Source organism: Streptomyces sp. NPDC017529 (assembly GCF_044329785.1).
Taxonomy (GTDB): domain Bacteria; phylum Actinomycetota; class Actinomycetes; order Streptomycetales; family Streptomycetaceae; genus Streptomyces.
The window spans coordinates 648,858-662,034 of sequence record NZ_JBIRJY010000002.1 but is presented as its reverse complement, the minus strand read 5'-3'; the positions used below and the strand labels follow the sequence as shown (position 1 = coordinate 662,034).

Annotated in this window: 12 protein-coding genes; 10 read left to right on the top strand and 2 right to left on the bottom strand. The window is 72.9% G+C overall.

The annotated features are described in order from the left end of the window. Positions 1 to 153 precede the first annotated feature (153 nt). The 4 genes from ACH4K4_RS06735 (at position 154) to ACH4K4_RS06720 (ending at position 5,512) form a co-directional block, all read left to right on the top strand. The gene (locus tag ACH4K4_RS06735) at positions 154 to 855 is read left to right on the top strand and encodes a LuxR C-terminal-related transcriptional regulator (protein WP_398165277.1); all 702 of its coding nucleotides are present in this window, start codon (positions 154 to 156) and stop codon (positions 853 to 855) included. 157 nt (positions 856 to 1,012) lie between these two features. Next, a complete protein-coding gene (locus ACH4K4_RS06730) occupies positions 1,013 to 2,317 on the top strand; it encodes a sensor histidine kinase (protein WP_398165275.1) in 1,305 nt (434 codons plus the stop codon). Between the two features lie 209 nt (positions 2,318 to 2,526). Next, positions 2,527 to 3,135, top strand: coding sequence for a GNAT family N-acetyltransferase (locus tag ACH4K4_RS06725; RefSeq protein WP_398165274.1), 609 nt, complete (start codon positions 2,527 to 2,529; stop codon positions 3,133 to 3,135). Between the two features lie 148 nt (positions 3,136 to 3,283). Beyond that, positions 3,284 to 5,512 carry an MFS transporter gene (locus ACH4K4_RS06720; RefSeq protein WP_398165272.1) on the top strand — a complete coding sequence of 743 codons (2,229 nt, stop codon included), beginning with the start codon at positions 3,284 to 3,286 and terminating at the stop codon, positions 5,510 to 5,512. 38 nt (positions 5,513 to 5,550) lie between these two features. Here the strand turns inward: ACH4K4_RS06720 and ACH4K4_RS06715 are convergent, their stop codons facing one another. After that, positions 5,551 to 6,237 carry a DUF6344 domain-containing protein gene (locus ACH4K4_RS06715; RefSeq protein WP_398165271.1) on the bottom strand — a complete coding sequence of 229 codons (687 nt, stop codon included), beginning with the start codon at positions 6,235 to 6,237 and terminating at the stop codon, positions 5,551 to 5,553. 415 nt (positions 6,238 to 6,652) lie between these two features. Between ACH4K4_RS06715 and ACH4K4_RS06710 the strand changes: the two genes are divergently transcribed. Together ACH4K4_RS06710 and ACH4K4_RS06705 are read left to right on the top strand one after the other, a co-directional pair. After that, the gene (locus ACH4K4_RS06710; RefSeq protein ID WP_398165270.1) at positions 6,653 to 8,035 is read left to right on the top strand and encodes an alkaline phosphatase; all 1,383 of its coding nucleotides are present in this window, start codon (positions 6,653 to 6,655) and stop codon (positions 8,033 to 8,035) included. A 297-nt stretch (positions 8,036 to 8,332) separates the two neighbouring features. Beyond that, positions 8,333 to 8,788, top strand: a complete 456-nt coding sequence (locus ACH4K4_RS06705; RefSeq protein WP_398165269.1) for a tellurite resistance TerB family protein — start codon at positions 8,333 to 8,335, stop codon at positions 8,786 to 8,788. Positions 8,789 to 8,894: 106 nt separating this feature from the next. On the opposite strand, the gene ACH4K4_RS06700 is transcribed toward ACH4K4_RS06705, so the two are convergent. Beyond that, the gene (locus ACH4K4_RS06700; RefSeq protein WP_360138604.1) at positions 8,895 to 9,470 is read right to left on the bottom strand and encodes a TerD family protein; all 576 of its coding nucleotides are present in this window, start codon (positions 9,468 to 9,470) and stop codon (positions 8,895 to 8,897) included. Positions 9,471 to 9,636: 166 nt separating this feature from the next. Between ACH4K4_RS06700 and ACH4K4_RS06695 the strand changes: the two genes are divergently transcribed. From ACH4K4_RS06695 to ACH4K4_RS06680, 4 genes are all read left to right on the top strand, one after another. Next, entirely contained in the window at positions 9,637 to 10,140 is a 504-nt protein-coding gene (locus tag ACH4K4_RS06695) for a BlaI/MecI/CopY family transcriptional regulator (RefSeq protein ID WP_398165268.1), read from the top strand. Positions 10,141 to 10,147: 7 nt separating this feature from the next. Then, positions 10,148 to 11,113, top strand: coding sequence for a M56 family metallopeptidase (locus ACH4K4_RS06690; protein WP_398165267.1), 966 nt, complete (start codon positions 10,148 to 10,150; stop codon positions 11,111 to 11,113). A 143-nt stretch (positions 11,114 to 11,256) separates the two neighbouring features. Continuing rightward, positions 11,257 to 11,511, top strand: coding sequence for a hypothetical protein (locus tag ACH4K4_RS06685; protein WP_398165266.1), 255 nt, complete (start codon positions 11,257 to 11,259; stop codon positions 11,509 to 11,511). 217 nt (positions 11,512 to 11,728) lie between these two features. Further along, positions 11,729 to 13,063 (top strand): LCP family protein, encoded by a 1,335-nt coding sequence (locus ACH4K4_RS06680; RefSeq protein ID WP_398165265.1) that lies wholly within the window; start codon positions 11,729 to 11,731, stop codon positions 13,061 to 13,063. Positions 13,064 to 13,177: the final 114 nt, after the last annotated feature.

Sequence of the window (13,177 nt, the reverse complement as noted above, 5' to 3'; positions counted from 1 at the left end):
CGACTTCAGGAAGTACGGCGGTGATTTGCCGGGTACTGCCGTACTTCGCCGTATTGTCCCGGGCTTGTCAGTGGCAGCGGGTAAGGTCCGAACGGTAGAGGCGCCGTGTGCGGGGGGGCGGCGTCACGAACGGCTGCCGCGGGGGAGGCCATGATGCGCGTCGTTCTAGGAGAGGACCTGTTCCTCCTGAGGGAGGGCATGGAGCACCTGTTGGCGGCCCACGGCTGCACGGTCGTCGCTTCCGTCGGCAATGCGCCCGAGTTGCTGCGCGCCCTGCTCGACGAGCGACCCGACGTGGCCATCGTGGACGTACGGCTGCCGCCGACCTTCACCGACGAGGGCATCCAGGTCGCCCTGGAGGCGCGCCGCCGGGTCCCCGGGCTGCCGGTGCTGGTGCTGTCGCAGTACGTCGAGCAGCTGTACGCCCGTGAGCTGCTCGCCGACGGCGCGGGCGCGGTCGGCTACCTGCTCAAGGACCGGGTGCTCAACAGCGGCCAGTTCATCGAGGCGGTCCGCCGCGTCGCGGACGGCGGGACGGCCATGGACCCCAAGGTCATAGAGAAGCTGCTGCGCAACGGGTCGCGCCGCGAGCCCCTGGGGCACCTGACCCAGCGCGAGCTGGAGGTGCTGGGCCTGATGGCCGAGGGCAAGTCCAACGCCGCCATCGCCGAGTCCCTGTTCGTCACGGACAAGGCCATCGGCAAGCACATCAACAACATCTTCAGCAAGCTTCAGTTGCTGCCGTCCAAGGACGACAACCGGCGGGTGCAGGCCGTCCTGAAGTATCTGAACAACGACGCTTCCCGGGCCGGCGCGCCGCCTCCGGTGCCGCCCGGCGCGCTTGCCACTGCCTGACCTCCACGCGGTCGCGCTCGCGGCGGCAGGGGGTGTTCTCCTCCCCCAAGGTAGGTCTAGCACCACTGATTACCGGGCCGGAACGCCGGAGTATGGGTATCGCACCGCACGACGCCGGGAAAGCCGTGCACCCGGCACAGACACGGAGACGACACAGATGACCGAGGATTCGAGCAGCGACGTACAAAGCGCGCGCCAGGGACGCAACTGGTTCGTCGCGGGCTGGCTGGCCATGGGCCGCGGGCTGGCCATGTTCTTCCTCGGGCTGGTGGCCGTCTTCCTCGCCTGGTTCGTCCTCACCGGGATGTCGCTGGCGCTCCTCGGCTTCGGCCTCTTCCTCGTGCCGGGCATCGTCGCGGCCCTGCGCTGGTCCGCCACCACCCAGCGGCGCCTGACCGGCGCCACCGGCGTCCCGATAGCCGAGCCGTACCGGCCCGCGCCCCGTACGGAAGGCGGCTGGAAGGGCGCCTGGCGCAGGTGCGAGGCGATCCTCACCGACAGCGCGACCTGGCGCGACCTGCTGTGGGCCCAGTGTGCCGTCACCGTCACCGGCCTCCTGGCGCTCGTGCCGTTCGCGATGCTCGCCCACGGGATCTTCGGCATGGTGCTGCCGTTCGTCTGGCAGCCGGTGACCGACGCCTGGGACGGCACCTGGTACCTGTTCGTCCCCGTCCGCAGCCAGGCCACCGCCTGGGCCGCCGGCGGCCTCGGGCTGGCCGAGATACCCGTCGGCCTGCTGATCGCCCCGTACGTGCTGCGCCTGCACGCCCGCATCACCCGCTCCCTGCTGGCGCCCACCGCCAAGGCCGAGATGGGGCTGCGCGTCGAGCACCTGGCCCGCACCCGTACCGATGTCGTCGACTCCTCCGCCGCCGAGATACGGCGCATCGAGCGCGACCTGCACGACGGGGCACAGGCCCGGCTGCTGGCCATGGGCATGAAGCTCGGCGCCGCCGAATCGCTCCTGGACGAGAACCCGGAAGCCGTCCGCGCGCTGCTCGCCGAGACCCGCGACGCGTCGGTCCGCGCCCTGGAGGAGCTGCGCGACCTGGTGCGCGGCATCCACCCGCCGGTGCTCGCCGACCGCGGCCTCGTGGACGCCGTCCGCTCGCTCGCGCTGGAGAGCCGCCTCCAGGTGGAGGTGACCGCCCACCTGCCGTCCCGGCCGGAGCCCGCGGTGGAGTCCGCCGTCTACTTCGCCGTCTGCGAGCTGCTGGCCAACGCGACCAAGCACTCCGGGGCGCACCGCGTGCTGATCGACATCCAGTACCGGGCCGGCTCGTTGGCCGTGAGCGTCACCGACGACGGCAACGGCGGCGCGCGCACGGAGTCCGGCAGCGGCCTGCTCGGCATACAGCGGCGGCTGGCCGCCTTCGACGGTTTCCTCGGGATCAGCAGCCCGGTCGGCGGGCCCACGGTTGCCAGCTTGCAGGTTCCGTGCGCGCTGGCGGTCACGCCGTGACGCCGGCAGCGGGCAAAGCGCTTGCAAAGCCACGGCGCCCTGTTATTACCTGAGTTCGATCGCTTGCCGCCTGCGTTTGGCGGCTTGTCGCCTGTGTCTGCCGGTTTATCGCCTGCGTTTGCCGGCCTACCGCCTGCGTTCACCTGCGACGACCTATTGCCCGAGCTATGAACCGAGTTCACCCGCGACCGACCGGACCGGTGTTATTCGTGGCCACCCACGCCCCCATAGTCCGCCCCGCCACCCGGGAAGACCTCCCCAGGGCACTGCGCACGCTGCAACGCGCGTTCGCCGACTACCCCTTCACCCGCCACACCATCGCGGCAGACGACCACCTCGGCCGCCTGCACCGCTTCAACGAGCTGTTCGTCTCCCGCGTCGGCCTCGATCACGGCAAGGTCTGGGTGGCCGACGACGGGGACGCCGTAGCCGTATGGACCACCCCCGAAACCGCGGACGCGGGGGACGTGTTCGCGGAGGTCGGACCGCGGTTCGCGGAGATCTCCGGGGACCGGGCCGAGGCCTCCGCGCAGGCCGAAGCAGCCATGCGCCCGCACCGCCCCACCGAGCCCGTGTGGTTCCTCGGCTCGGTCGGCGTGGACCCCGGCCGGCAGGGCAGCGGCCTGGGCGGTGCGGTGATCCGCCCGGGGCTCGAAGCCGCCGAACGGGCGGGGGTGCCTGCCTTCCTGGAGACCTCCGACGAGCGGAACGTGCGCTTCTACGAGCGCCTCGGTTTCACGGTGACGGCCGACTACCCGCTGCCGGGCGGTGGCCCCCGCACCTGGGCCATGACCCGCCGGCCGGGCGCGGGAGCATGACCGCCACCGCGGCGTTGCTCGCTCCCGCGGCGATGGCCGCCGCCACGGCGTACTGAGCCGGCCGGGCGGGCCGGGTGGCCCGAGCGGAATGCCTCCGCGAGCAAAAGCGTTCATGAGGCAACGACTTGGACCACCGGAGGCCGCACGCATGCCGCAGACGACGGACCAGCGCGCCGGGGAACCGGCGCCCACCGCCGCGCACCCCCTGCCCGACCCCACCGAACCGTCCCGTAACGACTCGACGGGTGCCCGGCGGACCGCGCACGGCGCCGTCGTCCCCGTCCTCGCCTTCTCCGGCATCGTCGTCGCCGTCATGCAGACGATGCTCGTACCCGTCATCAAGGACCTGCCGGTCCTCCTGGCCACGGCGCCGAGCAACGCCACCTGGGTCATGACGGCCACCCTGCTCACCGGCGCGGTCGCCACGCCCATCATGGGCCGCCTCGGCGACCTCTACGGCAAGCGCCGGATGCTCCTGGCGAGCCTCGCCTTCATGGTCGTCGGCTCTCTCATCTGCGGCTTCACGGTTGACATGACCACGATGCTGGTGGGCAGGGCACTCCAGGGCTTCGCCATGGGCGCCATCCCGCTCGGCATCGGCATCATGCGCGACGAGCTGCCCCGCGAACGGCTCGGCTCCGCCATGGCGTTGATGAGCTCCTCGATCGGCGTCGGCGGCGGCCTCGCCCTGCCGGCCGCCTCGCTGGTGGCCCAGCAGGCCGACTGGCACGCGCTGTTCTTCGGCGCGGCGGGCCTGGGCGTCCTGGCCATGCTGCTCAGCGTCGCCCTCGTCCCGGAGACTTCCGTACGCGCCACCGGCCGGTTCGACGTGCTCGGCGCCATCGGGCTCACGGGCGGCCTGGTCTGCCTGCTGCTCCCCATCACCAAGGGCAGCGACTGGGGCTGGGGCTCGGCCACCACCCTCGGACTGTTCGGCGGCGCGGTCGCGCTCCTCGTCCTGTGGGGCCTCTACGAACTGCGCACCCCGGCGCCGCTGGTGGACCTGCGTACCACCGCGCGCCGCGAGGTCCTGCTCACCAACCTCACGTCCATCATGGTCGGTGTCGCCTTCTACGCGATCTCCCTGGTCCTGCCGCAGCTCCTCCAGCTCCCCGCCGCCACCGGCTACGGGCTGGGCCAGTCCATGGTGGTGGCGGGCCTGTGCGTGGCCCCGCTCGGCCTGACGATGATGCTCATCGCGCCTGTGTACGCGCGGATATCCGCGCGCCGCGGCCCCAAGGCCACCCTGATGCTGGGCATGCTGGTCATCGCGATCGGGTACGCCTCGGGCCTGGGCCTGATGAGCGCGGCCTGGCAGACGGTGATCACCTCGGTCGTGGTCGGCGCGGGCATCGGCCTGGCGTACTCGTCCCTGCCCGCCCTGATCGTCGGCGCCGTCGACCCGTCGGAGACCAGCGCCGCCAACGGCCTGAACACGCTGATGCGCTCGATCGGCACGTCCGTGTCGAGCGCGGTGATCGGCATGGTGCTGGCCCACATGTCGGCCCCGGCGGGCGGCGCGACGGTGCCCACCATGGCCGGGTTCCGGGTCTCGTTCCTCATCGCCACCGCAGCGGTCGCCCTCGGCCTGGTCCTGGCGGCGTTCCTGCCGTCCCAGCGCTCGGCGTCCTCGCCGCGGCTGCTCGCCCGCGGCGATACGGAGACCGCCTTCGAGCAGGTCACTCCGGGCGGGGCGGACGGGGACGGCACCGGGCGGACGGAACCGGCCGCGCGGGACCGCGTACCGGGAGCCACCACTCCCGGCCGCGCCGCACAGGCGGCCGGCGCCGACGCCACCACGTCAGCGCCCGCCCTCGTCAACGTCACCCCGCCCGGCTCGTACCGTCTCCGCGGCACCCTGCTCGGGAAGACCGACGGCACTCCGCTCGACGGCGGCCGCGTCGTCCTCACCGATGCCCGTGGCGACGTCCTGGCCACCACGACGGCCGGTCCTGAAGGCGACTGGGAACTGGCCGGACTTCCCCCGGCCGACGTCACCTTGGTGCTGAGCGCCGCGGACCACCGTCCGCAGGCACGTTCCCTCACGCTCTCCGGTGCCACTCCCGAACGCCAGGATGCCCGGCTCGCTCCGGCCGCCGCGCTCCGCGGCACCGTACGCGACCCGCACGGACGCCCGCTGCCGGACGCCGCCGTCACTCTCCTGGAACGGGACGGATCACTGTCCGCCCAGACCCTCACCGGGCCGGACGGCTCCTTCGCCTTCGCCGGTCTCGCGAGTGGCGCCTACACCGTGACGGCCGCCGGCTACCCGCCGCGCGCCGACCGGGTCACACTCGCCACCGGTGACCGGGAGCGCCGTCTCGACCTGCACCTCGTCCACGAGGCCGCCGAGCGGCAACAGCCGTTTGCCGGTTGAGCCCTGAGCACCGGTACGCACCGGTACGCGGTGCGGGATCAGGCCGGGCAGAGCTCGCGCTCGGGCCGCCGGGCGGCCGGCACGGCGGCGGCACGGGCCGCGGGCACCGCGGGAACGCGGGCCGGCGGCTCGCTCACCGGGCCGGCGTACGGCGCGGGGTACGGGGCGGCGTACGGCGCGTCGAAGGCGTCGCCGAGCACGCTGCGGGAACTGGGCGCCGCACCGTGCGCCTCGGCCCGGATGCGCTGCTTCATCGTCGGCGGCAGGGTCCGCCCGAACGGCATCCGGGGCAGGAGGAAAGCCGGCGCGGCGGGGCGGCACTCGGAGGCGGCGCGGCGGTCCGCGACCTTACGGCGGCTCGGTGTCTTGGGGCGGCTCTGCGTCTTGGGGCGGCTCTGTGTCTTACGGCGAGCCGGTCCCGTACGGCGGTCCGAGGGGCGGCGGTGACCGGTTCCGGACCGGCGCCTCAAAGCCCGCCTGCCCCGGTCGCCTTCGGCCGTTTCGCAGGCCCCGGGCACGGCCGGGCCGGGCGGCGATGCCGCCGCGTCCCGTTCGGCACCGGTCCCGGCGACGGCGACGGCCGCCGTACCGTCGAGCGCGTCCTCGGCCGTGGCGGCGGCCGGGACGGAGGCGGTGGCGGGGGTGCGGAACCCCAGCGCGGCGAGGAGCCTGACGATGAGGACGGCGAAAGCCGTCCAGAGCTTCGTGACCTTGGTGGCGGCCATGATCCCTCTCTTTTCTGCTCGGTACTGCGGTACTTCTGTGGTGGCCCTGCGGCGGTGCTGTGGTCGTCGGGGGCGGCGGCGCGGTGGCGTGGCCACGACCTACCGGCGCCGCTTTTCCCGATGACCGATTTGCGTACTTTCCTCATGATGTGTAAGCGCCTCCGGAACACGAGGACCCACGGCCGCGATTCGCCGTTCTTCCGATGAACACCACCCGGTCGGCCCACAGGTGCGAAAGGGCGGGGGCGAAGGACCGCGCGGCCGGGACTTCCAGGGCGGTGACCGGCGGCTTCGGGCGGCGACCGGCGTTGCCCTGGCGGCGGCCGGGACGCCGTCTCCTGGTCATCCGGGGTTCACCGGGGGCTGGTGGGCTTCGCTGCGTCGGCACCCGGCCGTCGTACGAAGAGGAGAACCCATGCGAAGACTGCGCCTGTCCCGCCGCAGCGTCATCACCAGCGCCGCCGTGGTGCTCGCCACCGCGGCCGCCGTGCCCGCGGGGGCCGCCGCGTTCGGCTCCGAGGACCAGGTGGCGCGGGCGGTCAAGGGTGGTGCGGCCAAGAACGTCATCCTGCTGATCGGTGACGGCATGGGCGACTCCGAGATCACCCTCGCGCGGGACTACACCGTGGGGGCCGCGGGCCGGCTGAACATGGACAAGTTCCCGATGACCGGCTCGTACACGACATACGCCGTCGACAAGGACAAGAAGCCGGACTACGTCACCGACTCCGCGGCCAGCGGCAGCGGCTGGGCCACCGGCCACAAGACGGTCAACGGCCGGATATCCAAGACGCCGGACACCGACAAGGCGCTGCCGACCATCCTTGAGCTGGCGCAGAAGAACGGTTACGCCACCGGCTCCGTCACCACCGCCGAGCTGACCGACGCCACCCCGGCCGTGCTCGCCTCGCACGCCACCGACCGCAGCTGCCAGGGCCCCGCCGACATGGCCAAGTGCCCCACCGACAAGATCAGCAAGGGCGGCCCGGGGTCGATCGCCGAGCAGAGCGTCAACCACAAGGTGGACGTCCTCCTCGGCGGCGGCAAGCAGCGCTTCGACCAGAAGATCACCGAGGGCCCGTACAAGGGCATGACCGTGGCCGAGCAGGCGCGCAAGCTGGGCTACCAGGTCGTCACGGACCGGGACGGCCTCCAGCGCGTGCGCAGCGTCGCGGGCGGCAAGCCGGTGCTGGGCCTCTTCGCGCCGGGCAACGTGCCCGTGGAGTGGACCGGCAAGCCGGCCGCGGTCGGCGGCACCGACCCGCAGCGTTGCACGACCGGCAACCCGAAGCGCCCCAAGGGCACGCCCGAGCTGGACGAGCAGGCGGCCAAGGCGATCGAGCTGCTGGAGAAGAAGCAGCGGACGCAGCGTGGCCACGGCCGGGACAAGGGCTTCTTCCTCCAGGTCGAGGGCGCCTCGATCGACAAGCAGGACCACGCGGCCGACCCCTGCGGGCAGATCGGTGAGACCGCGGCGTTCGACCGCGCGGTGAAGGTGGCCCGGGACTACGCCGCCAAGCACCCCGACACGCTCGTCGTCACCACCGCCGACCACGGCCACTCCAGCCAGATCGTGCCGCTGGAGGCCAACCCGCCCGGCCTCTCCTCCACCCTGGTCACCGACGAGGGCGGCCGGCTGAAGGTCAACTACTCGACCAACACGCCGGGCCAGTCGCAGGAGCACACCGGTACGCAGGTACGGATCGCCGCGCAGGGCCCGCAGGCGTACCGCGTGCTCGGCGTCACCGACCAGACGCAGCTGTTCACGACGATCCGCACCGCGCTGCGGCTGCGGTGACGGCCGGGCGGCGGGCCTGACCGCCTGAATCGCCCGAGGGGGGCTTCGGGGGACGGGGGAAGCGACGGGCCGGGGCAGCTGCCCCGGCCCTTCGCGCATGCCTGAGCACGGGCCACCCCACCGCCGCGGGCCGCCCCACCGCCACGGGCCGCACACCCCCGCGCTGCCAACTTCTACAAGCCTGTAGATTTTGCTTGCGCGTTACTCGACTGGCAGCACCCGGCCGGACGTACCCGGCCGACCGCACGCGGCCGGCGGTGACGCGCGGCACCCCGCGGGAACGACAAGGAGAACCCCATGGCTCTGTGGGACCGGATCAAGGATTCCGCCCAGACGATGCAGACCCAGCTCACCGCCAAGAAGAACGAGCTCAAGAGCGGCGCCTTCCGGGACGCGAGCATGGCGATGTGCGCGCTCGTCGCGGCCGCCGACGGGTCCGTCGACCCCTCCGAGCGGCAGCGGGTGGCGCAGCTCATCGCCACCAACGAGGTGCTGCAGAACTTCCCCGCCGACGACCTGCGCCGGCGCTTCGACGCCTACCTGGACAAGCTGACCGCCGACTTCGACTTCGGCAAGGTCGGGATCATGCAGGAGATCGGCAAGGTGAAGAAGAAGCCGGTCGAGGCGCGGGCCGTCATCCAGATCGGCATCGTCATCGGCGGCGCCGACGGCGACTTCGACAAGACCGAGCAGGCCGTGGTGCGCGAGGTCTGCTACGCGCTGGACATCCCGCCGGCCGAGTTCGACCTCTGAGGCGGCGGTCCGGGCGGACCGGCCCGGCACACGACGGCGGGCCCGCGGCACACACGCCGCGGGCCCGCCGCCGCGCCGGTCACGGATACGGGTCCGGCGCCACGGATCAGACGTTGACGCCGAAGTCGGCCGCGATGCCGGCCAGGCCCGACGCGTAGCCCTGGCCCACCGCGCGGAACTTCCACTCGGCGCCGTTGCGGTACAGCTCGCCGAAGACCATGGCGGTCTCGGTCGAGGCGTCCTCGGTCAGGTCGTAGCGGGCCAGCTCGGCGCCGTCGGCCTGGTTGACCACGCGGATGAACGCGTTGCGGACCTGGCCGAAGCTCTGGCCGCGGCTCTGCGCGTCGTGGATGGAGACCGGGAAGACGATCTTCGAGACCTCCGCGGGCACGCCCGCCAGGTTCACGTTGACCGACTCGTCGTCGCCCTCGCCCTCACCGGTCAGGTTGTCGCCGGTGTGCTGGACGGAGCCGTCCGGGCTGGTGAGGTTGTTGTAGAAGACGAAGTGCCGGTCGGAGACGACCTTGCCCGACTCGTTGCACAGCAGGGCGCTGGCGTCCAGGTCGTAGTCCGTGCCCGTGGTCGTACGCACGTCCCAGCCGAGGCCCACCGTCACGGCGGTCAGGCCGGGCGCCTCCTTCGACAGCGAGACGTTGCCGCCCTTGGCCAGCGAGACTCCCATGGATGTTCCTCCCGGATCGGGGTGTGGCCCCCTGTGCGGCAGGCCACAAAATCTACAGTGCTGTAGAGGAAGACGAACGGAAGCCGGGACGCGTTCCCGGACCGCTCAGTAGGATGCGGCGACGCCCCGGACGAGCGGGGCACTCGGCACGACGGGAGGCGACGGCATGAACGGGGACCTCTTCGGCGACCCGGCGGGCGGACGCGACCGCGCGCGCCGCCGGGGCCAGGGCGAGCTGGAGGCGCAGGTGCTGGCCGCGCTCCACCGCTCACCGGGCCCCGCCACCGCCGCCTGGGTGCAGGAACACCTCGGCGACGACCTCGCGTACACGACGGTGATGACGATCCTCTCCCGCCTGTACGCCAAGAAGGCCGTCACCCGCGAGCGCGTCGGCCGGTCCTACGTGTGGACCCCCGCCGCCGACGAGGCCGGGCTCGCCGCGCTGCGCATGCGCCGCGTCCTGGACAGCGAGTCGGACCGGGACGCCGTCCTGACCAGCTTCGTCTCGGCGCTCTCGGCCCACGACGAGCAGCTGCTGCGCGCCCTCCTGGAGCGCGCCACCGCCGACGACGACCCCGCGGGCGCCGGCGGGGACGCCACCGAGGACGCTCCCGGAAACGACGGCCCCGCCGGCCCCGCCCCCGCCGGCCGCCACCGGCCCGGAGACTGACTGACCCATGGGCGTCTTCGTCTTCCTCCCGCTCGTGCTGCCGCTGACCGCGCTGCCGATCGCCCGTCTCGCCGGTCAGCACCTGCACCCGCGCAGCACCACCCGACTGCTGACCGCCCTGTCCGTGGTCCTCGGCGTGTGCAGCACGCTGTGCCTGGGGCTGCTGGTGGTGGTGGGGACCGCCCAGCTGCCGGGCAATCCGCTGCCCGACGGCTGGTCCGACCCCGAGGTGCGCGCCGCGGTGCCGATCGCCGAGGTCGCCGGTACGGCGGCCATCGCCGCGCTCGCCGCCGTCCTGGCGACCTGCGGCGCCGAGCTGCGCCGCCACCACCGGGTCCGCTCCCGCACCCACCGGGCGCTGGACGGCCTGCCCGGCGGTACGGAACTGGCGGTGCTCCCCGACGACGCCCCGTACGCGTACGCCGTACCCGGCCTGCCCGGCCGCCCCGGCAGGGCGGCGCGGCCCGGCCGGATCGCGGTCTCGCGCGGGATGCTGCGCAGCCTGGACAGCGACGAGCGCCGGGCGCTGTTCGCCCACGAGCGGGCGCACCTGGCGGAGCGCCACCACCGTTTCCTGCTCGCCGTGCGGCTGGCGGGCTGCGCCAACCCGCTGCTGCTGCCGCTGCGCGCGGCGGTCGCCTTCAGCGCGGAGCGCTGGGCCGACGAGGAGGCGGCGCGTACCGTCGGCGACCGGCGGCTGACCGCGCGCGCCGTGGGCAAGGCCGCGCTGATCTCCCGGCCCGCGCCGAGCCCGCTGCTGGCGGGCTTCGCCGACCCGGAGCCCGGCCCCGTACCGCGCCGGGTGGCGGCCCTCCTCGGCCCCGTGCCGCCCGCCCGCAGCTGGCCGCCCGCCCTCACTCCGGCGGGCCTGGCGGCCCTGGTCGCCGCCGCGGGCACCGCCGCGTCGGCCCTCTCCTCGCTCAACGCGGCGATCGCCCTCTTCCTCGTACTGAAAGCGGCCACCCCGCTCTGAACAGCCGTACGACAGGGCCGCGCCCGCCCCGCGGCGCCCCGCCGCCATGTGATCCGCCCCACACCCGTACTTTTCTACAGCCCTGTAGATCTTGGCTGTAGAGTGCGCCAGAACGTTGACAACGGGCGCGTCGGGAGGGGGAGATGACGACGAGGTGCGGGTCCCGGCCGCAGGGCGGCCCGCCTCCGGAGGCGGAGGTGCAGTGGGTCTACCAGCCGGTGGAGCTGCAATATCCGGACGGTGGCTGGGAATTGGGCCGCATCAGCGCCTGGTGGCGGGACGGGGCGGGCGAACTGTGGTGCAGGTTGCGTACGATGCGCGGCAGCAGCGGCAGTTGCCCGCAGTGGTTCCCGTACGACCCAGACCGCATGCTCGTCCTGCCGAGCGCGGGCATCTGACGCACCAGAAGGACCTTTAGGCGTGCAAGACAGGCACCGGCCCCCGCGGGGCACCTCCTCCGGCCAGACCGGCACTTCCGTTCGCTCCGGCCCCTCGGACCCCACCGGCCCCGCCGGGGGCTCCGGAAGCCGTTCGCGGCGGGCCGACCGGTCCGGCCCCGGCCGGTCCCGCAAGGCAGCCGGCTCCGGTCGTTCGCGCAAGGCGGGCAAGGTCCGGATGACCCGGCGGGGGCGCGTCCTCGCCTGGACCGGCGGCATCCTCGGCGTACTCCTGCTGATCACGGCCGGCATCGGCGGCTGGGTCTACTTCAAGCTGGACGGCAACATCCACGGCGCGGACGTCGGCAGCCGCCTCGGCGGCGACCGCCCCGCCAACCTCAGCCCCGGCTCGAAGAACATCCTCGTCGTCGGTTCGGACAGCCGTGCGGGCGCCAACGCCAAGTACGGCAAGAACCTGGACACGATGCAGTCGGACACGCTGATGGTGCTGCACATCGCCGCCAACCGCGAGTGGGCCACCGCCGTCTCCTTCCCGCGCGACTCCTGGGTGTCCATCCCGTCCTGCGACAGCGGCAACGGCCGGAAGTCGAAGCCCCACCACTTCAAGATCAACGAAGCGTTCACCATCGGCGGGGAGAGCGGCGACGTCGCCAACGCGGCGGCCTGCACGATCAAGACCGTGGAGAAGAACACCGGGCTGCGCATCGACCACTTCGTCTCGGTCGACTTCCAGGGCTTCAAAGGCATGGTCAACGCCCTGGGCGGCATAGAGGTCTGCCCGAAGACCGCGATCCACGACAAGAAGGCGCACCTCGACATGGAGGCGGGCTGCCAGAACGTCCAGGACGAGAAGGCGCTCGGCTACGTCCGTACCCGCTACAGCGTCGGCGACGGCTCCGACCTCGGCCGGATCGGCCGCCAGCAGGAGTTCATGAAGGCGCTCGGCGCCAAGGCCCAGTCCAAGCTGGGCAGCCCGGCGGCGCTGTACGACTTCCTCGACTCGGCGACCAAGTCGCTCACCACGGACCAGGACCTGGCCGGCGTCAAGCCGCTGTCCGAGCTGGCCTCCACGGTCAAGGACATCCCCGGCGACCGCCTGACCTTCCTGACCGTGCCGAACTACTCGCGCGAGGCCGACGTACCCACCGACAAGGCCAACGTCGTGTGGCAGTACCCGCAGGCCGGCACGCTCTTCAGCGACCTGGCGCACGACCGGGAGGTCGACAAGGACAAGCTGGCCGCCTCCGCCAAGAACCTCGTCACGGCGCGCTCGGTGAAGGTGCGGGTGCTCAACGGCACGGGCACGCCGGGCTACGCGGCCGGGGTGGCGGCGGAGCTGCGCAAGCTGGGCTTCACCGTGGTGTCCACCGGCAACGCGGCCCCGGGCGCCAACGAGACGGTCATCAGCCACCCCGCGTCGATGGAGGCGCAGGCGAAGGTGCTGAGCGCCCGGCTGTCGGGCGTGAAGACGGAGAAGGCGGCGGACGCGGCGAGCGCGGGGGCGGGCGTGGTGACCCTGACGGTCGGCGAGGGCTTCAGCACGACGGGCTGAGGGCCCGTCGCCCACACGACGGCGGAGCGCCCGCCGGGGGGTGGACGGACCCCCGACCGCCCGCCCCCGCGGGGGCCGCCGCCGGCGGGAGCCCCCTTGGAACCCGGAGCCCCC